17 protein-coding genes are annotated in these 18713 nt (G+C 70.4%); 15 read left to right on the top strand and 2 right to left on the bottom strand.

Annotated features, from left to right (window positions below):
• The first annotated feature begins 211 nt into the window (after positions 1-211).
• Positions 212-772 (top strand): HIT family protein, encoded by a 561-nt coding sequence (locus tag QF027_RS09545; RefSeq protein ID WP_306984191.1) that lies wholly within the window; start codon positions 212-214, stop codon positions 770-772.
• 39 nt (positions 773-811) lie between these two features.
• On the opposite strand, the gene QF027_RS09540 is transcribed toward QF027_RS09545, so the two are convergent.
• Positions 812-2473 (bottom strand): hypothetical protein, encoded by a 1662-nt coding sequence (locus tag QF027_RS09540; protein WP_306984193.1) that lies wholly within the window; start codon positions 2471-2473, stop codon positions 812-814.
• Positions 2474-2913: 440 nt separating this feature from the next.
• Positions 2914-5112: an elongation factor G-like protein EF-G2 gene (locus QF027_RS09535; RefSeq protein WP_306984195.1), complete on the bottom strand. Its 2199-nt coding sequence runs from the start codon at positions 5110-5112 to the stop codon at positions 2914-2916.
• Between the two features lie 272 nt (positions 5113-5384).
• On the opposite strand from QF027_RS09535, the gene pgsA reads away from it, so the two are divergent.
• The 14 genes from pgsA (at position 5385) to QF027_RS09465 (ending at position 18594) form a co-directional block, all read left to right on the top strand.
• Positions 5385-6188 (top strand): phosphatidylinositol phosphate synthase, encoded by an 804-nt coding sequence (gene pgsA / locus QF027_RS09530; protein WP_306984197.1) that lies wholly within the window; start codon positions 5385-5387, stop codon positions 6186-6188.
• Positions 6185-7102, top strand: a complete 918-nt coding sequence (locus QF027_RS09525) for a phosphatidylinositol mannoside acyltransferase (RefSeq protein WP_307073931.1) — start codon at positions 6185-6187, stop codon at positions 7100-7102. Before pgsA ends, QF027_RS09525 begins: the two co-directional genes overlap by 4 nt.
• Positions 7099-8268, top strand: a complete 1170-nt coding sequence (locus QF027_RS09520; RefSeq protein ID WP_306984201.1) for a glycosyltransferase family 4 protein — start codon at positions 7099-7101, stop codon at positions 8266-8268. Before QF027_RS09525 ends, QF027_RS09520 begins: the two co-directional genes overlap by 4 nt.
• Positions 8269-8927: 659 nt before the next feature.
• Positions 8928-9470 carry a hypothetical protein gene (locus QF027_RS09515; protein WP_306984202.1) on the top strand — a complete coding sequence of 181 codons (543 nt, stop codon included), beginning with the start codon at positions 8928-8930 and terminating at the stop codon, positions 9468-9470.
• A gap of 179 nt (positions 9471-9649) precedes the next feature.
• Positions 9650-10555, top strand: a complete 906-nt coding sequence (gene pdxS, locus QF027_RS09510) for a pyridoxal 5'-phosphate synthase lyase subunit PdxS (protein WP_306984204.1) — start codon at positions 9650-9652, stop codon at positions 10553-10555.
• 6 nt (positions 10556-10561) lie between these two features.
• A complete protein-coding gene (gene pdxT, locus QF027_RS09505; RefSeq protein WP_306984206.1) occupies positions 10562-11164 on the top strand; it encodes a pyridoxal 5'-phosphate synthase glutaminase subunit PdxT in 603 nt (200 codons plus the stop codon).
• A 51-nt stretch (positions 11165-11215) separates the two neighbouring features.
• Positions 11216-11968 carry a YebC/PmpR family DNA-binding transcriptional regulator gene (locus tag QF027_RS09500; protein ID WP_306984208.1) on the top strand — a complete coding sequence of 251 codons (753 nt, stop codon included), beginning with the start codon at positions 11216-11218 and terminating at the stop codon, positions 11966-11968.
• A 131-nt stretch (positions 11969-12099) separates the two neighbouring features.
• A complete protein-coding gene (ruvC, locus tag QF027_RS09495; protein WP_306984211.1) occupies positions 12100-12639 on the top strand; it encodes a crossover junction endodeoxyribonuclease RuvC in 540 nt (179 codons plus the stop codon).
• Positions 12636-13241, top strand: a complete 606-nt coding sequence (gene ruvA / locus QF027_RS09490) for a Holliday junction branch migration protein RuvA (protein WP_306984213.1) — start codon at positions 12636-12638, stop codon at positions 13239-13241. The genes ruvC and ruvA overlap by 4 nt, the downstream gene beginning before the upstream one ends.
• Positions 13242-13266: 25 nt before the next feature.
• A complete protein-coding gene (gene ruvB / locus QF027_RS09485; RefSeq protein ID WP_306984216.1) occupies positions 13267-14337 on the top strand; it encodes a Holliday junction branch migration DNA helicase RuvB in 1071 nt (356 codons plus the stop codon).
• A gap of 174 nt (positions 14338-14511) precedes the next feature.
• Entirely contained in the window at positions 14512-15045 is a 534-nt protein-coding gene (gene yajC, locus QF027_RS09480; protein WP_306984218.1) for a preprotein translocase subunit YajC, read from the top strand.
• Between the two features lie 131 nt (positions 15046-15176).
• On the top strand, positions 15177-16940 hold the full coding sequence (secD, locus tag QF027_RS09475) for a protein translocase subunit SecD (protein WP_307073929.1): 1764 nt from the start codon (positions 15177-15179) through the stop codon (positions 16938-16940).
• A gap of 2 nt (positions 16941-16942) precedes the next feature.
• A complete protein-coding gene (gene secF, locus QF027_RS09470; RefSeq protein WP_306984222.1) occupies positions 16943-18049 on the top strand; it encodes a protein translocase subunit SecF in 1107 nt (368 codons plus the stop codon).
• A complete protein-coding gene (locus QF027_RS09465) occupies positions 18046-18594 on the top strand; it encodes an adenine phosphoribosyltransferase (protein WP_306984224.1) in 549 nt (182 codons plus the stop codon). Before secF ends, QF027_RS09465 begins: the two co-directional genes overlap by 4 nt.
• Positions 18595-18713: the final 119 nt, after the last annotated feature.

The following is an 18713-nucleotide window of genomic DNA, read 5'->3' as shown; positions in this document are numbered from 1 at the left end:
GTCGGTGGTGGGAGGCACGCGAGGGGGCCTGTGAGCGTCGGTCGTGCGAGGCTCGCGGATGTCGGCGCCGTCCGTCTCGTAAGCCTCGGTGCCTTCGGTCCCGCCGGTGTCCGCGCTGTCGGCTCCGCAGCTTTCGTCGTCCACCCGTCCAGCTTGGCGCGGGCCGCTTTTCCCACAACCCCACCGACACGGCGCGAACGGGCGAAGCCATATGCTGCACTGCATGACGAGTGAGCCGGAGCAGCAGTTGGGAGTGGGGACGCAGGACGCGTTCCAGCGTCTGTGGACCCCCCACCGGATGGCCTACATCCAGGGCGAGAACAAGCCGACCGGCCCGGGTGCCGACGACGGCTGTCCCTTCTGCTCGATTCCGGCCAAATCCGACGAGGACGGCCTGGTCGTCCGGCGCGGCCGGCTGGTGTACGCGGTGCTCAACCTCTACCCCTACACCGGCGGCCATCTGATGGTCGTGCCCTACCGTCATGTGGCCGACTACACCGACCTCACCGATCCGGAGACCGCTGAGCTGGCCGGGCTGACCAAGCAGGCGATGACTGCCCTGCGGACGGCCTCCGGGGCGCACGGCTTCAACATCGGCATGAACCAGGGGACGGTCGCCGGGGCGGGCATCGCCGCCCACCTCCACCAGCACATCGTCCCGCGCTGGGGTGGCGACACGAACTTCATGCCGGTCGTCGGCCACACGAAGGTGCTGCCGCAGCTGCTGGGCGACACCCGCAAGATGCTGGCGGAGGCCTGGCCCAGCGAGTGACGCAAGGGGGCCGGCGAATGCGCGGCCCCCTCCTCGCACCTACGCGTCGTACACGTCCGCCTTTCGCGGTGACACGTCCTGGACCTGCGTGCTCAGGAAGCCCGCCCGCGTGCCGAACTGCTCCGTGTCCACGCCGTTGTCCGCCAGGACCCGGATCGCCGCGGAGTGCACGACCCGCAGTACCGGGGTCGCCGCGCGCAGCGCGTCGTCGGCCATGAAGCGGTGCCGCCACGGCCGGTCCGCCCAGGCGTGCCGCAGACCGAAGGGCTCGGGAAGGGTGAGCGAGCCGCCGAGCCAGTTGAGCAGCGGGGGGTAGCGGGTCAGGGGCGCCCGGGCGGTGAGGCGGACCACCTCGTCCGCGTCGACCAGCGGGAGCTTGATCTTCTTGGTCTCCCAGAACCTGAGCTGCTTGGCGACTTCCTTCTCCTTGGCCGCCGGCTTCGAGGTGAACAGCCCGTGCACGGGCCCCAGGGCGTGTCCGGTGACCTCGATGCGCAGCGTCTCGTGCAGCACGGTCACCGTGATGAGCATGGTGAGGACCAGCTGCCCCTCCCAGAGCGTCCACTGGACGCCCAGGTAGTGCCGGTCGCCGCCGCCGAACTGCTGTTTGTTGCAGATGTCCTGTATCGCGTGAGTCTTGACCTGGTACGCGTCCACGTCCGTGCCCTCGGGCCGTGACACCTCCTTCGCGCCCTCCGCGATGGGAGTGACGACCCAGTGGCGTACGGAGGCTTTCGGGAAGCCGCCGGTGTTGATCGTGTTGCGTTCCAGCATGCGCAGCTGATCGTGGATGGCGCGGATGACGTCCCAGCTGCGGAAGGGGTGGATCTCCCGGGTGGGGTCGGCGGACACCAGGTTCTCGGCCAGCTGCCAGCTGCCCCAGCGGGTGCCCATGCCGAGTATCCCCTTGGGACCGGCGTAGAAGACCGAGTTGGACTGCTGCTCGGCGCTGAGCTTCGCCAGGGACTGGCGCAGCTGCTCGGCCGCGGTCTCGCCGGGGCTGCTCGGCACCGCCTCGGGCACCTTGGCGCCGACGCTGCCGCCCGACAGCAGACTGTCCCAGCGGCCCCGCAGATCCTGCGCCGTGCGCTCGCAGATCTGCTTGGCCCAGAACCAGCCGACGACGGGGAGGGCCACGCACGCGCGTGCGTACCAGCCCCAGAACCCTCCGAACGGCATTTTGATCAGGAAGAGCACGGCGAGCGCGCCCATCGCGACGAGCAGCGCGGTGGCCAGCGCTCCGGCCTGCTTGTCCTCGCGCCTGGCGATGTTGGTGCGCAGCGTGAAGACCAGCAGCCAGACGAGCAGCCCCGGCAGGAAGAGCACCCCGCACAGCACCATCACGGCGGTCAGCCAGTTGTCCCGGTCCCGGCGGATGTTGTTCGCCGCGAGGCAGTGCTCGACCACGACCTGCGGCTCGGCGCCGAAGGACTGGATGAGGGGCTTGCGGCCCTTGCCGAGCATGCGGGTGATCACCGCCGTGGAGAAGGCCTCGCCCAGGTTGGGGCGGAAGATCTTCGCCCAGCTGCGGCCGCCCTTGACGGCCGACGCGTGCCACTCATTGTTGGCCTTGAGGATCTCCTCCACCGGATTGTCCCGATAGGCCGCCGAGGCCAGGGCGAACGTCGCCGTCTGCGCCTCGTCGCCCGTGCGCGGCACCTGCGGACCGAAGAAGTCCGCGTAACCGCTGTCAACGGTCATTCCCGCCCCCGATCGCCGCTGGTGTCACCCACTGCGGCCTTCCCGACTTCCTTGCTTCGCACACCTGTTGATCAGGTCATCAGCGTATCCGTAGGTGCTGACATTCGTCGGCGGACGACCGAAGCCGCCCGCCGATGCGGAGGAGAGCGCTCCACAAACGTCACTTGTGGGGCGCAGAACGCCATGTGCGCGGCCCCGGAGGCCACTTGTGCGGCGCCGGCGACCGCGTGTGCGGCGTGGACGGCCACTTGTCCGTGACCCGGTGCCAACCAGTGCATCCGCAGGCGACGTTCACCCCGTCGCGACGCCCGGCACGCCCCCTCACCGCACCGGCCGAAAGCCCAAGTACCTCCAGTACGAGGACTTCCGGCCGGCATGCCGGGATCACGCTCCCCCACGAGGTCGCTCCTCAACGGGCGAAAACGTTGCCTGCCGAGGCACTACGAGGCGTCGCGCGCCTCTTCACGGATCCTCTCTGCGATCTGCGGCGGCATGGGCTCGTGCCGCGCGTAGGACCGACTGAAGCGCGCGGTGCCGTGCGACAGGGACCTGAGGTCCACCGCATACCGCCCGATCTCGATCTCGGGCACCTCGGCCTTGACCAGCGTGCGCCCGCCGTTGGTCTGCTCGGTGCCGAGCACGCGGCCGCGCCGCCCCGACAGGTCGCTCATCACGGCACCCACGTAGTCGTCGCCGACCAGCACGGACACCTCGGCCACCGGCTCCAGCAGATGGATCCTCGCGTCGGCCGCGGCCTCCCTGAGGGCCAGTGCCCCGGCCGTCTGGAACGCGGCGTCCGAGGAGTCCACGGAGTGCGCCTTGCCGTCCAGCAGCGTCACCCGCACGTCGATGAGCTGATGGCCGGTGGCGACCCCCTTGGCCGCCTGTGCCCGTACGCCCTTCTCCACGGACGGGATGAACTGCCGTGGCACCGCGCCACCGACGACCTTGTCCACGAACTCGATACCCGAGCCGCCGGGCAGCGGCTCCACCTCGATCTCGCAGATGGCGAACTGCCCGTGCCCTCCGGACTGCTTCACATGGCGCCCGCGCCCGCTCGACTTGTCGGCGAACGTCTCGCGCAGGGAGACCCGGTGCGGTACGACGTCCACCTGCACGCCGTAGCGGCTGCGCAGTCGCTCCAGTGCCACGTCGGCGTGCGCCTCGCCCAGGCACCACAGGACGACCTGGTGGGTGTCCTGGTTCTGTTCGAGGCGCATGGTCGGGTCCTCGGCGACCAGCCGGGCGAGGCCCTGCGAGAGCTTGTCCTCGTCCGCCTTGCTGTGCGCCTGGATGGCGAGCGGCAACAGCGGGTCAGGCATCTCCCACGGCTCCATGAGCAGCGGGTCGTCCTTGGCCGAGAGGGTGTCGCCGGTCTCCGCGCGGCTCAGCTTCGCCACGCACGCGAGGTCGCCCGCGATGCAGTGCGTGAGGGAGCGCTGCTGTTTGCCGAAGGGGGCGGACAGCGCGCCGATGCGTTCGTCGACGTCGTGGTCCTCGTGACCGCGGTCGGCGAGCCCGTGACCGGAGACATGGACCGTCGCGTCCGGGCGCAGGGTGCCGGAGAAGACCCGCACCAGCGAGATCCGGCCGACGTACGGATCGGAGGCGGTCTTCACGACCTCCGCGACCAGCGGCCCCTCGGTGTCGCACGCCTTGATCTCGCGCGGCTTGCCGTCGATCGTCGTGACACCCGGCGTGGGATGCTCGAACGGCGTCGGGAAACCGCCGGTGACCAGCTCGAGGAGTTCGACCGTGCCGAGCCCCTGCCTGGCGCCCTCGGCCGCGGGGGCGGCGGCCAGGACAGGGTGGAACACCCCGCGTGCGACGGCCCGCTCCAGGTCCTCCACGAGCGTCTTGAAGTCGATCTCCTCGCCGCCGAGATAGCGGTCCATGAGGGTCTCGTCCTCGCTCTCCGAGATGATCCCCTCGATCAGCCGGTTGCGGGCCTCCTCGATGCCCGGCAGCAGGTCCTCGCCCGGCTCTGCCTCCTTGCGCTCCCCGGACGAGTAGTCGAACAGCTTCTGCGACAGCAGACCGGTCAGCCCGGTCACGGGCGCGTGCCCGTCGGGCCCCTGCGGGCCGTGCAGCGGCAGATAGAGCGGGAGTACGGCGTCGGGGTCGTCGCCGCCGAAGGCCTCCGCGCAGATCCGCGTCATCTCCTCGAAGTCCGCCCGGGCGGCCTCCAGATGCGTGACGACGATCGCCCGGGGCATGCCGACAGCCGCGCACTCCTCCCACACCATGCGTGTGGAACCGTCCACCCCGTCCGAGGCCGAGACGACGAAAAGGGCCGCGTCCGCCGCTCGCAGACCGGCCCTGAGTTCCCCGACGAAGTCGGCGTATCCGGGGGTGTCCAGAAGATTGATCTTGTACCCGTCCCATTCGACGGGCACCAGGGAGAGCTGCACCGAGCGTTGCTGCCGGTGCTCGATCTCGTCGTAGTCGGAGACGGTGCCGCCGTCCTCCACGCGGCCCGCCCGGTTCACTGCCCCCGCTGTCAGCGCGAGAGCTTCCACCAATGTCGTCTTGCCCGAACCGGAGTGGCCGACCAGCACCACATTCCGTACGGACGCGGGGTGGTCGGCCGCTGTTGCCCTGCCGGCGGCTCCGGGGTGTGCGTTCGCCTTGTCGCCCATGGCCTTGCCTCCCGTGCACGGTGAGGTCTCTGTGGGCGCGGACATGCGGACCCGCGTGCGGTGCGGCTCCGGTGACGCCCGCGGTCCTTCGAGCTTTCCACTCCCGTCACGGTGCGTCCATACGAAGGACGTGATCGCGCCGTGACCCGGATGGCACGGCCCGTGACACGGGCTCCGGGTGCCCGGCCGTCGCCCACGCGCGCGCGTGGCTACGATGGGCCAGCCGGTGGCCAGCAGGGGCCGAGCCGGCCACACCGACCGTCGGGAAGGCCATGCTGAACAAGTACGCGCGTGCATTCTTCACGCGTGTTCTCACGCCGTTCGCCACATTTCTGATCAGAAGGGGCGTCAGCCCCGACACGGTCACGCTCCTCGGCACCGCCGGAGTGGTCGCGGGCGCGCTGGTCTTCTACCCCGTGGGCGAGTTCTTCTGGGGCACGGTCGTGATCACGCTCTTCGTGTTCTCCGACCTCGTCGACGGCAACATGGCCCGCCAGCTCGGCCGTTCCAGCCGCTGGGGCGCCTTCCTCGACTCCACCCTCGACCGCGTCGCCGACGGCGCGATCTTCGGCGGCTTCGCCCTCTGGTACGCCGGGGGCGGCGACGACATCGCGCTGTGCGCGGTCTCCATCTTCTGCCTGGCCAGCGGCCAGGTGGTGTCGTACACGAAGGCCCGTGGCGAGTCGATCGGGCTGCCGGTCGCCGTCAACGGCCTCGTCGAGCGCGCCGAGCGGCTGGTCATCTCACTGGTCGCGGCCGGCTTGGCGGGCCTGCACAAGTTCGGTGTGCCGGGTATCCAGTACCTGCTGCCGATCGCGCTGTGGATCGTCGCCGTCGGCAGCCTGGTCACGCTGATCCAGCGGGTCGTCACGGTCCGCCGGGAGTCGGCGGAGGCGGAGGCCGAGGCCGAGGCCGACGCCGCTGAGCCTGGTGCTGCCTCGTCGGAAGCGGCGGAGTCGGACGCCGTCGGGCGGGATGGCGTGGGTTCGGACGGAGCCCGTGCGGGGGGCGCCGAGTCGGCCGCCGCCGAGGAGAGGCAGAAGTCGCAGGAACAGGGGAGCGAGGCCGCGAAGTGAGCGCCCAGGAGCGGCTGACGGACTCGCTGTACGGTCTCGGCTGGGGCGTGGTCAAGAAACTCCCCGAGCCGGTCGCCGTGCGCCTCGGCCGGAGCATCGCCGACCTGGCCTGGAAACGGCGTGGCAAGGGCGTGCTCCGACTGGAGAGCAACTACGCGCGCGTGGTGCCCGACGCGAGCCCCGAGCGCCTCGCCGAGCTCTCGCGCGCGGGCATGCGTTCGTATCTGCGCTACTGGATGGAATCCTTCCGGCTGCCCGCCTGGAGCAAGGAACGCATAAAGGGCGGCTTCGACCCGAAGGATCTCCATTATCTGACCGAGGGGCTCGCGGCCGGCAAAGGCGTCATTCTCGCGCTGCCGCACATGGCCAACTGGGACCTCGCCGGCGCCTGGGTCACCACCGAGCTGGAGACGCCGTTCACGACGGTCGCCGAGCGGCTCAAGCCGGAGACGCTGTACGACCGTTTCGTCGCCTACCGCCAGGGCCTCGGGATGGAGGTGCTCCCGCACAGCGGCGGCACCGCCTTCGGCACGCTGGCCCGGCGGCTCCGGGACGGCGGCCTGGTCTGTCTGGTCGCCGAGCGCGACCTGTCGTCGTCCGGGGTCGAGGTGCGGTTCTTCGGCGAGGCGACCCGCATCCCCGCGGGCCCGGCCCTGCTCGCCCAGCAGACGGGCGCGCTGCTGCTGCCGGTGACACTCTGGTACGACGACTCGCCGGTCATGCAGGGAAGGGTGCATCCCCCGGTCGAGGTGCCCGAGACAGGTACGCGGGCCGAAAAGACGTCTGTCATGGCACAGGCGCTGGCCGATGCCTTCGCCACAGGGATCGCCGACCACCCGGAGGACTGGCACATGCTGCAGCGCTTGTGGCTGAAGGACCTCGAGCCCCGCCCGTCGGACGGGGCCCGCCCGTGAGAATCGGCATCGTCTGCCCGTACTCCTGGGATGTGCCGGGTGGCGTCCAGTTCCACATCCGTGATCTGGCCGAGTACTTCATCCGCCTCGGCCACGAGGTGTCCGTCCTCGCCCCGGCCGACGACGACACCCCGCTGCCGCCGTACGTCGTCTCGGCCGGCCGCGCGGTTCCGGTTCCGTACAACGGCTCGGTGGCCAGGCTGAGCTTCGGCTTCCTGTCGGCGGCACGGGTGCGCCGCTGGTTGCACGACGGCGAGTTCGACGTGGTCCACATCCATGAGCCGTCCTCGCCGTCGCTCGGCCTGCTGACCTGCTGGGCCGCGCAGGGCCCGATCGTCGCCACCTTCCACACCTCGAACCCGCGCTCCCGGGTCATGGTCGCCGCGTACTCGATCCTCCAGGCCGCCCTGGAGAAGATCAGCGCCCGGATCGCCGTCAGCGAGTACGCCCGCCGCACGCTCGTCGAGCACCTCGGCGGCGACGCGGTGGTGATCCCGAACGGCGTGGACGTCGACTTCTTCGCCAAGGCCGAGCCGAAGCCCGAGTGGCAGGGCGACACGATCGGCTTCATGGGGCGCATCGACGAGCCACGCAAGGGCCTGCCGGTGCTGATGAAGGCCCTGCCGAAGATCCTCGCCGAGCGCCCCCGGACCCGGCTGCTGGTGGCTGGACGCGGCGACGAGGAGGAGGCGGTGGAGTCGCTCCCCGAGGAGCTGCGCGCGCGTGTGGAGTTCCTCGGCATGGTCAGCGACGTGGACAAGGCCCGCTTCCTGCGCAGCGTCGACCTGTACGTCGCCCCCAACACCGGCGGCGAGAGCTTTGGGATCATCCTCGTCGAGGCCATGTCGGCGGGCGCTCCGGTGCTCGCCTCCGACCTCGACGCCTTCGCCCAGGTGCTCGACCACGGCGCGGCGGGCGAACTCTTCGCCAACGAGGACGCGGACGCACTGGCGGCCGCGGCGCTGCGGCTCCTCGGTGACCCGGCGAGGCTGACCGAACTGCGAGAGCGCGGCAGCGCGCACGTCCGGCGGTTCGACTGGTCGACCGTCGGGGCGGACATCCTGTCGGTCTACGAGACGGTGACGGCGGGCGCCGCGGCGGTGGCCGCGGCGGATGTCGACCGGGGCCCGGGATTGCGCGCCCGACTCGGACTCGCCCGCGACTGACCGCCGCGCGGGCGCCGCTGGGGTTGGCGGGGCACTGACGGGCGACGGTACGACGGACACGCCGCGGCTGCCCGAGACCGGCGCCTCGCCCGCGGTGGAGCGGTGGGGCACGGTGTCGCGGTTTGCCTGCGGTGGACCGGCAGGGCGTACGATCGCGGGTTCGCCTGCGGTCGGCCGGTAGGGCTGCCGGCGTGGGCGGGGCCGGTGTGCGGGAGTGCCTGGTTCACCGACGGCCGGGCAGGGGATTGCGGGCTCGGCCGGGGCCGTGGTGCGGGGCCGGAAGGACGATCACCGGCTGAGGACTGGGGCTGTGCTGGGGTGCTGGCCCGGGGTCCCGCCAGGGGCGGTTCGTGCGGCATCGGGGCCCATTTCGCCGAGACCGACTCCTCCCCGTGTCGGGTCTCGTCCCGCCGTGGACAACTTCGTGCCGTGCGGGGTCTCCTCTCTCCGGCCACGACCTCGTCCCGCGTCCCGGGCCGGGCTCGCCGGCGACGGGTTCCGCCCCGCGCCTGGCCCGCCTCGAGCTTCTGTCGCGCCGGGCGGCCCCACTCACCGCCGACCGATCTCGCGTCGGTGAGGCACACCCTCGGGCGGGCCGCCCGCATCCGTCCCGTGCCTGCCCCGCCCCGCTCGAACCCACCCCGATAGCCTTGCTGCCCGTGACTCCCACCCTCATCTGGATTCTCGTCGCGCTCGTCGCGGTCGGCCTTTATCTGAGCTGGACCGCGGGCCGTCTCGACCGGCTGCACGCCAGGATCGACGCCACGCGCGCGGGCCTGGACGCGCAGTTGCTCCGCCGTGCCTCCGTGGCCCAGGAGCTGGCCACCTCGGGCGTGCTCGACCCGGCCGCGTCGATCGTCCTGTACGAGGCCGCGCACGCCGCCCGGCAGGCCGAGGAGGAACAGCGGGAGGTCGCCGAGAGCGAGCTGAGCCAGGCGTTGCGGGCCGTGTTCGCGGAGCCGGCCCAGGTGGAGGCGGTCCGTGAGGCGCCCGGGGGAGAGGCGGCGGCCCACGAACTCACCGAGGCCGTACGACGGGTCCCGATGGCTCGCCGCTTCCACAACGACGCGGTCGGCGCCGCCCGCCGCCTGCGTCAGCACCGCAAGGTCCGCTGGTTCCGCCTGGCCGGTCACGCCCCCTTCCCGATGGCCTTCGAGATGGACGACGAGCCGCCCGCGGCCTTGGTCGACCGGGCAGCGTAGGTCCAGCGGCACCGGCCGGCCTCGTCCACGAGGCGCAGCCCTGCCACCACGGCGGCGTCCCCCGGCACCCTTGAGCAGCAAAACGATCCACCGCCTCTCCATTGGCCCTTGCTGTGGCCTGGTCCGGTGACGTTTCCTCGGTGCTGCAGCAGTCCCTTTCACTTCAGCGAGGTCAACCCGTGCCCAGCACCGAGAACCAGGCTCCCGAGACCGGCACCGCGCGCGTGAAGCGCGGTATGGCGGAGCAGCTCAAGGGCGGCGTGATCATGGACGTCGTCACGCCGGAGCAGGCGAAGATCGCGGAGGACGCGGGCGCCGTCGCCGTCATGGCCCTGGAGCGGGTCCCCGCCGACATCCGCAAGGACGGCGGCGTGGCCCGGATGTCCGACCCGGACATGATCGAGGGCATCATCGAGGCCGTCTCGATCCCGGTCATGGCCAAGTCCCGCATCGGCCACTTCGTCGAGGCCCAGGTCCTGCAGTCCCTCGGCGTCGACTACATCGACGAGTCCGAGGTCCTCACCCCGGCCGACGAGGTCAACCACTCCGACAAGTGGTCCTTCACGACGCCCTTCGTCTGCGGCGCCACCAACCTGGGCGAGGCCCTGCGCCGCATCGCCGAGGGCGCGGCCATGATCCGCTCCAAGGGCGAGGCCGGCACCGGCAACGTCGTCGAGGCCGTCCGTCACCTGCGTCAGATCAAGAACGAGATCGCCAGGCTGCGTGGCTACGACAACCACGAGCTGTACGCCGCCGCCAAGGAGCTGCGCGCCCCCTACGAGCTCGTCAGGGAAGTCGCCGAACTCGGCAAGCTCCCGGTCGTGCTGTTCTCCGCCGGTGGCGTGGCCACCCCGGCCGACGCCGCCCTGATGCGCCAGCTCGGCGCCGAGGGCGTCTTCGTCGGCTCCGGCATCTTCAAGTCCGGCGACCCGGCCAAGCGCGCCGCCGCCATCGTGAAGGCCACCACCTTCTACGACGACCCGAAGATCATCGCGGACGCGTCCCGCAACCTCGGCGAGGCCATGGTCGGCATCAACTGCGACACCCTCCCCGAGACCGAGCGCTACGCCAACCGCGGCTGGTAACCACTCATGAGCACTCCTGTCATAGGCGTCCTGGCCCTCCAGGGCGACGTCCGGGAGCACCTCGTGGCCCTGGCCGCGGCCGACGCCGTGGCCAGGCCGGTGCGGCGCCCCGACGAACTCGCCGAGGTGGACGGCCTCGTCATTCCAGGCGGCGAGTCCACCACCATCTCCAAGCTGGCGGTCCTGTTCGGCGTGATGGAGCCGCTACGCGCGCGTGTACGTGCCGGAATGCCTGTCTACGGCACCTGCGCGGGCCTGATCATGCTGGCCGACAAGATCCTCGACCCGCGCTCCGGCCAGGAGACGATCGGCGGCATCGACATGATCGTGCGACGCAACGCCTTCGGACGGCAGAACGAGTCCTTCGAAGCGGCGGTCGACGTGAAGGGCGTCGAGGGCGATCCTGTGGAGGGCGTTTTCATCCGCGCCCCCTGGGTCGAGTCCGTGGGCGCTGAGACCGAAGTGCTCGCCGAGCACGAGGGTCACATTGTCGCGGTCCGCCAGGGCAACGCTCTCGCCACGTCGTTCCACCCGGAACTGACCGGCGACCACCGCGTGCACTCCCTGTTCGTCGACATGGTGCGCGCGAACCGGGCGCCGGGGTCCTAGTAGGATCTCTGGCGTTCGTAAAGAGTTGGGTTACGCGAAGGAGACAGGCAGATGTCCGGCCACTCTAAATGGGCTACGACGAAGCACAAGAAGGCCGTGATCGACGCCAAGCGCGGCAAGCTCTTCGCGAAGATGATCAAGAACATCGAGGTCGCGGCCCGTACCGGTGGCGCCGATGTGTCCGGTAACCCGACGCTGTTCGACGCCATCCAGAAGGCCAAGAAGAGCTCGGTACCGAACAAGAACATCGACTCCGCGGTCAAGCGCGGTGCCGGTCTCGAGGCCGGTGGCGCCGACTACGAGACGATCATGTACGAAGGTTACGGCCCGAACGGCGTCGCAGTGCTCATCGAGTGCCTCACCGACAACCGCAACCGCGCCGCCTCCGACGTGCGCGTCGCCATGACCCGCAACGGCGGCTCGATGGCCGACCCGGGCTCGGTCTCGTACCTCTTCAACCGCAAGGGCGTCGTGATCGTCCCCAAGGGCGAGCTGGGCGAGGACGATGTCCTCGGTGCCGTCCTGGACGCGGGTGCCGAGGAGGTCAACGACCTCGGTGAGTCCTTCGAGGTCATCTCCGAGGCCACCGACCTGGTCGCGGTCCGCACCGCCCTCCAGGACGCCGGGATCGACTACGACTCCGCCGACGCCAACTTCGTCCCGACCATGCAGGTCGAGCTCGACGAGGAAGGTGCCCGGAAGATCTTCAAGCTGATCGACGCCCTCGAGGACAGCGACGACGTGCAGAACGTGTTCGCCAACTTCGATGTCAGCGACGAGGTCATGGAGAAGGTAGACGCCTGAGCCCACGCTCAGCTTCGAACGGGCCGACGGGACACCCCCGTCGGCCCGTCGCTTTGCCGGGCGTTGATGCAAGTCGTTGTCAGTGGCACCCGATAGCCTGCACAAACAGGCGATCGAAGGAGGGGGGCGCGGTGCGCGTACTCGGGGTGGACCCCGGACTGACGCGGTGCGGTGTCGGTGTGGTCGAAGGCGTCGCCGGCCGGCCGCTCACGATGATCGGCGTCGGGGTCGTACGCACGCCCGCGGACGCCGAGTTGGGGCAGCGGCTCGTCGCCGTCGAGCAGGGCATCGAGCAGTGGCTGGACGAGCACCGGCCCGAATGCGTCGCCGTGGAGCGGGTGTTCAGCCAGCACAACGTCCGTACGGTGATGGGCACCGCCCAGGCCAGCGCCGTCGCGATGCTGTGCGCCGCCCGCCGCGGCATCCCCGTCGCCCTGCACACCCCGAGCGAGGTCAAGGCCGCCGTCACCGGCAGCGGACGCGCCGACAAGGCCCAGGTCGGCGCCATGGTCACCCGTCTGCTGCGGCTCGACGCCCCGCCCAGGCCGGCCGACGCCGCCGACGCCCTCGCGCTCGCCATCTGCCACATCTGGCGCGCGCCCGCCCAGAACCGACTCCAGCAGGCCGTCGCCCTGCAGGCAGCAACAGCACGGAAAGGCCGTACGGCATGATCGCCTTTGTGAGCGGCACGGTCGCCGCACTCGCTCCCGACGCCGCCGTGGTCGAGGTCGGCGGTGTCGGCATGGCGGTGCAATGCACGCCGAACACGCTGTCTACGCTCCGCCTCGGCAAACCCGCCAAGCTCGCCACCTCCCTCGTCGTACGGGAGGACTCCCTCACCCTCTACGGCTTCGTCGACGACGACGAGCGCCAGGTCTTCGAACTGCTGCAGACCGCGAGCGGAGTCGGCCCGCGGCTGGCCCAGTCCATGCTGGCCGTGCACGCGCCCGACGCGCTGCGCCGAGCGGTGGCCACGGGCGACGAGAAGGCGCTCATCGCCGTGCCCGGCATCGGCAAGAAGGGCGCCCAGAAGCTGCTCCTGGAGCTGAAGGACCGGCTGGGCGAGCCGATCGGCGCGCCCGCGATCGGCGCTCCGGTCACCCAGGGCTGGCGCGACCAGCTGCACGCCGCCCTGATCGGCCTCGGATACGCCACACGCGAGGCCGACGAGGCCGTCACCGCCGTCACCCCGCAGGCGGAGGCGGCCGAGGGCACCCCCCAGGTCGGCCAACTGCTGAAGGCGGCCCTCCAGACCCTGAACCGCGCCCGCTGACCCACCCGACACAGAGGCACACCACATGAACTGGGACGACACCACCGACGCGACCGCCTCCGAGCGGCTTGTCGGTGCGTCCGCCGACCGTGAGGACCAGGCGGTGGAGGCCGCCCTGCGCCCCAAGGACCTGGACGAGTTCATCGGCCAGGAGAAGGTGCGCGAACAGCTCGACCTGGTGCTCAGGGCGGCACGCGCGCGGGAGGCCACCGCCGACCACGTGCTGCTCTCCGGCGCCCCCGGCCTCGGCAAGACCACCCTGTCGATGATCATCGCGGCCGAGATGAACGCCCCGATCCGGATCACCAGCGGCCCCGCCATCCAGCACGCCGGCGACCTCGCCGCGATCCTCTCCTCCCTCCAGGAGGGCGAGGTCCTCTTCCTCGACGAGATCCACCGCATGTCGCGGCCCGCCGAGGAGATGCTCTACATGGCGATGGAGGACTTCCGCGTCGACGTCATCGTCGGAAAGGGCCCCGGCGCCACCGCCATCCCGCTGGAGCTGCCCCCGTTCACGCTGGTCGGCGCCACCACGCGCGCGGGCCTGCTGCCGCCTCCGCTGCGCGACCGCTTCGGCTTCACCGCGCACATGGAGTTCTACGAACCCGCCGAGCTGGAGCGCGTCATCCACCGCTCGGCCAACCTGCTCGACGTCGAGATCGGTTCCGACGGTGCCGCCGAGATCGCAGGCCGCTCCCGCGGCACGCCCCGTATCGCCAACCGTCTGCTGCGCCGGGTCCGGGACTACGCCCAGGTCAGGGCCGACGGAGTCATCACGCGCGACATCGCGGCGGCAGCGCTCAAGGTCTACGAAGTCGACGCCCGCGGCCTCGACCGCCTCGACCGGGGAGTCCTGGAGGCCCTGCTCAAGCTCTTCGGCGGCGGCCCCGTCGGCCTGTCCACCCTCGCGGTCGCGGTGGGGGAGGAGCGCGAGACCGTCGAGGAGGTCGCCGAACCCTTCCTCGTGCGCGAGGGTCTCCTCGCCCGCACGCCGCGCGGACGGGTCGCCACTCCCGCCGCATGGGCGCATCTCGGCCTCACCCCGCCCCGCTCGGCGTCCACAGGAAACGGACAACAAGACCTGTTCGGGGCGTGACGCGATCGTGACGGCGCGGGCATTGGCCCGGTCAGGAACCCTGGTGCCATGCTGAGCGTTGTTCACTGCGCGCGGACTCGCTTAGACTCCGCCGATGCCGCCTTTGTCGGCGGCAGACATACCCCCAACCATCAGGCCGCTCACCTCGCGGTCGCGTGAAGGAAGTACCGACCCGTGAGTCTCGTGACCCTCCTCCCGTTCATCGTGCTCATCGGGGCCATGTTCCTGATGACCCGCTCGGCCAAGAAGAAGCAGCAGCAGGCCGCGAGCATGCGGAACGACATGCAGCCCGGCAGTGGCGTCCGCACCATCGGGGGCATGTACGCCACGGTCAAGGAGGTCAACGAGGACACGGTCCTCCTCGACGCCGGTCCCGGCATCGATCTTCTCTTCGCGAAGAACGCCATCGGTGCCGTCCTGTCCGACGACGAGTACAACCGCATCGTCCACGGCATCGAGCACGACCTGAAGTCCGACTCCGACGTCGTCCCGGACGACGCCTCCTCCCTCACCGACACCGAGACCGACGAGTCCGCCGACGAAGCTGCCGCCGCCTCCGACGAGAAGTCCGTCGACCTCGGTAAGAAGGACACGGCCGAGGAGCCCGCCGACGACGCGCCCGCCAAGGCCGACGCCGAGACCGAGGCAGCCGAGGCGAAGTCGGACGACGAGCCGAAGAAGACCGACGGCGAGTCCGGCGCGAAGTAGTCGCACTCCGGGGCGCGCGGACCAGCTCCGCGCGCCCCGGATCTGCGCGGCTCGCACGGGATCCCGACACCAGTCATGGCCGCCCGCCCGCCGACCCGGCGCGAGAGCGGCCCGAGAGGGAGTACGAGAAGGTGGCAGCACCTAAAAGGGGCCGGAGCGCGAGTGCCCAGAGCAAGCCAGGGCGCACGCTGGCCCTGATCCTGATCGCCATCGTGGCGCTCACCGGTGGAATGTTCCTCTCCGGACACACCACCCCGCGCCTCGGCATCGACCTTGCCGGAGGCACCAGCATCACGCTGGAGGCCAAGGCCGACCAGGGGTCCGCGATCAACAAGGCCAACATGGACACCGCGGTCGACATCATGAACCGCCGTGTCAACGGCCTGGGCGTCTCCGAGGCGGAGGTGCAGACCCAAGGTGATCGCAACATCATCGTGAACATCCCCAAGGGCACCAACTCCAAGGAGGCCCGCGACCAGGTCGGCACCACCGCGAAGCTGTACTTCCGTCCGGTCCTGGCCCAGGAGGCCACCGGCAGCGCCGCGGCCACCTCGCCGAGCCCGTCCGCCAGCGGCTCCTCGACCGCCTCGCCGAGCCCTTCCGCGAGCAAGTCCGGCTCCACCGGTGAGAAGGCGACCTCGTCGTCCTCCCCGTCGGCCTCCGCCACCTCGCAGGGCCGCGCCGTCACCGACGCGCTGAAAGTGGACTCCACGCCGTCGGCGTCCGCGAGCGCGTCGAGCTCCGCGTCCCCGTCGGCCCCCGCGACCGGCGGCACCGACACCTCCTCCTCCGAGGCCAAGCTCCAGGCCCAGTACGCCGCTCTGGACTGCTCCAAGAAGGCGCAGCGCACCACCGCGGGCGAGGGGGCCAAGCCGGCCGACACCACTCTGGGCTGCGGCGAGATCTCCGGCGTCTGGTACAAGTACCTGCTCGGCCCGGCCGCCGTCGACGGCACCGAGGTCAAGAAGGCCCAGGCGGTCTTCGACACCCAGACCGCCGCCGGCTGGCAGGTCACCATGACCTTCAACGGCAAGGGCTCCAAGAAGTTCGCGGACATCACGGCCCAGCTCGCGAAGAACACCCAGCCGCAGAACGAGTTCGGCATCGTCCTCGACGGCGAGGTCGTCTCCAGCCCCTACGTCAGCTCCTCGATCACCGGCGGCAACGCCCAGATCTCCGGCAGCTTCACGCAGGACGAGGCCCAGAACCTCGCCAACATGCTGTCGTACGGCGCCCTCCCGCTCTCCTTCCAGGAGCAGAGCGTGACCACGGTGACCGCGGCGCTCGGCGGTGACCAGCTGCACGCCGGTCTCCTCGCCGGTGCCATCGGCCTCCTCCTGGTCGTCATCTACCTGGTGGCCTACTACCGGGGCCTGTCCCTCGTCGCGATGGCCTCGCTGCTCGTCTCCGGCATCCTCACCTACGTGCTCATGGCGCTGCTCGGCCCGGCCATCGGCTTCGCGCTGAACCTGCCGGCCGTGTGCGGTGCCATCGTCGCCATCGGTATCACCGCGGACTCGTTCATCGTGTACTTCGAACGTATAAGGGACGAGATCCGAGAGGGACGCTCGCTGCGCCCCGCCGTCGAGCGGGCCTGGCCGCGTGCCCGGCGCACCATCCTGGTCTCCGACTTCGTGTCGTTCCTCGCCGCCGCGGTGCTGTTCACCGTGACGGTCGGCAAGGTCCAGGGCTTCGCGTTCACGCTCGGTCTGACCACCGTGCTCGACGTCGTCGTGGTCTTCTTCTTCACCAAGCCGCTGATGACGCTGCTGGCCCGTCGGAAGTTCTTCGCGAGCGGCAGCAAGTGGTCCGGCCTCGACCCGAAGAGTCTGGGTGCCAAGCCGCCGCTGCGCCGCACCCGCCGTTCCGGCCCCGTTGAGACGAAGGAGGCGTGAGCATGTCGAAACTCGGCAACCTCGGCGCCCGACTGCACCGTGGCGAGATCAGCTACGACTTCATCGGTCACCGCAAGCTCTGGTACGGCATCTCGATCCTGATCACCATCACGGCGATCCTGGGCCTCGCGGTACGCGGCCTCAACATGGGCATCGACTTCCAGGGCGGCGCGGTCTTCACCACCGAGAAGACCAGCGTCTCGGTCTCCCAGGCCGAGGACTACGCGAAGGAAGCCTCCGGCCACGACGCCGTCGTGCAGAAGCTCGGCAACGGCACGCTGCGCATCCAGATCGCCGGCATGGACACCAAGCAGTCCGACGAGATCAAGAACGACCTCGCGAAGGACTTCAAGGTCGACCCGGAGACCATCGCCGCCGACCTGGTCGGACCCAGCTGGGGCGATCAGATCGCCAACAAGGCCTGGCAGGGTCTGGCGATCTTCATGGTCCTCGTCGTGATCTATCTGGCGATCGCCTTCGAATGGCGCATGGCCATCGCGGCGCTCGTCGCCCTGATCCACGACATCACCATCACTGTCGGCATCTACGCCCTCGTCGGCTTCGAGGTCACGCCGGGCACGGTGATCGGTCTGCTGACCATCCTCGGTTATTCGCTCTACGACACGGTGGTCGTCTTCGACTCCCTCAAGGAGCAGACGAAGGACATCACCAAGCAGAACCGCTGGACCTACAGCGACATCGCCAACCGCTCGATCAACAGCACCCTGGTCCGCTCGATCAACACCACGGTGGTCGCGCTGCTGCCGGTGGCGGGCCTGCTGTTCATCGGTGGCGGCTTCCTCGGCGCGGGCACGCTCAACGACATCTCGCTGTCGCTGTTCGTCGGTCTCGCCGCCGGTGCGTACTCCTCGATCTTCATCGCCACGCCGCTCGTCGCCGACCTCAAGGAGCGCGAGCCGGCGATGAAGGCCCTCAGGAAGCGGGTCCTGGCCAAGCGTGCCCAGGCGTCCGTCGAGGAGGAGACGGCCGACGCGCGCCCCGTCTCCGACGAGCCGGACGACGACGCCACCCCCGCGGTCGTCGGTCCGCGCACCCAGCCCGCGTCCCGGGGCCGGGGCCGGGGCCGTCCTTCGGGGAAGCGCCGATGACCGAACTCACCGACGTCACAGCGCTCTTGCTCAGCCGTATCCGTGACGTGGCCGACTACCCGGAGCCGGGGGTGATGTTCAAGGACATCACCCCGCTCCTGGCGGACCCGGCGGCGTTCTCGGCGCTCACCGACGCGCTGGCGGCGGTCGCGGCGAACACCGGCGCCACGAAGGTCGTCGGTCTGGAGGCCCGGGGCTTCATCCTCGGCGCCCCGGTCGCGATCCGCGCGGGCCTCGGCTTCATCCCCGTGCGGAAGGCGGGCAAGCTCCCCGGGGCAACCCTCAGCCAGGCGTACGACCTGGAGTACGGCTCGGCGGAGATCGAGGTGCACGCGGAGGACCTGTCCGCCGACGACCGCATCCTGATCGTCGACGACGTTCTGGCCACCGGCGGCACCGCCGAGGCCTCGATCGAGCTGATCCGCCGAGCGGGCGCCGAAGTCGTCGGCCTCGCGGTCCTGATGGAACTGGGCTTCCTGGGCGGCCGGGCCCGCCTGGAGCCGGCCCTGGCCGGAGCCCCGCTGGAGTCACTCCTCAAGGTCTGACCCACAGCAAGCCCCGCACGAACGGCCGTCCCTCTTCGGGGACGGCCGTTCGCATGTGAACCAGGCACGGGTGGTGGAGCCACGTGGCCTCGGCGCGAGCCGCGCAGCACATGCGGGTG

This window comes from Streptomyces canus, assembly GCF_030816965.1.
GTDB lineage: Bacteria > Actinomycetota > Actinomycetes > Streptomycetales > Streptomycetaceae > Streptomyces > Streptomyces canus_E.
This window is presented reverse-complemented; position numbering and strand designations above follow the sequence as displayed.

What these genes read in the sequence shown, in the direction of transcription:
- secF (WP_306984222.1), top strand. Translation starts at nt 16,943, where the DNA reads ATGTCGAAACTCGGCAACCTCGGCGCCCGACTGCACCGTGGCGAGATC.
- QF027_RS09500 (WP_306984208.1), top strand. Translation starts at nt 11,216, where the DNA reads ATGTCCGGCCACTCTAAATGGGCTACGACGAAGCACAAGAAGGCCGTG.
- QF027_RS09545 (WP_306984191.1), top strand. Translation starts at nt 212, where the DNA reads ATGCTGCACTGCATGACGAGTGAGCCGGAGCAGCAGTTGGGAGTGGGG.
- ruvA (WP_306984213.1), top strand. Translation starts at nt 12,636, where the DNA reads ATGATCGCCTTTGTGAGCGGCACGGTCGCCGCACTCGCTCCCGACGCC.
- ruvB (WP_306984216.1), top strand. Translation starts at nt 13,267, where the DNA reads ATGAACTGGGACGACACCACCGACGCGACCGCCTCCGAGCGGCTTGTC.
- pgsA (WP_306984197.1), top strand. Translation starts at nt 5,385, where the DNA reads ATGCTGAACAAGTACGCGCGTGCATTCTTCACGCGTGTTCTCACGCCG.
- QF027_RS09535 (WP_306984195.1), bottom strand. Translation starts at nt 5,112, where the DNA reads ATGGGCGACAAGGCGAACGCACACCCCGGAGCCGCCGGCAGGGCAACA.
- pdxT (WP_306984206.1), top strand. Translation starts at nt 10,562, where the DNA reads ATGAGCACTCCTGTCATAGGCGTCCTGGCCCTCCAGGGCGACGTCCGG.
- QF027_RS09465 (WP_306984224.1), top strand. Translation starts at nt 18,046, where the DNA reads ATGACCGAACTCACCGACGTCACAGCGCTCTTGCTCAGCCGTATCCGT.
- QF027_RS09540 (WP_306984193.1), bottom strand. Translation starts at nt 2,473, where the DNA reads ATGACCGTTGACAGCGGTTACGCGGACTTCTTCGGTCCGCAGGTGCCG.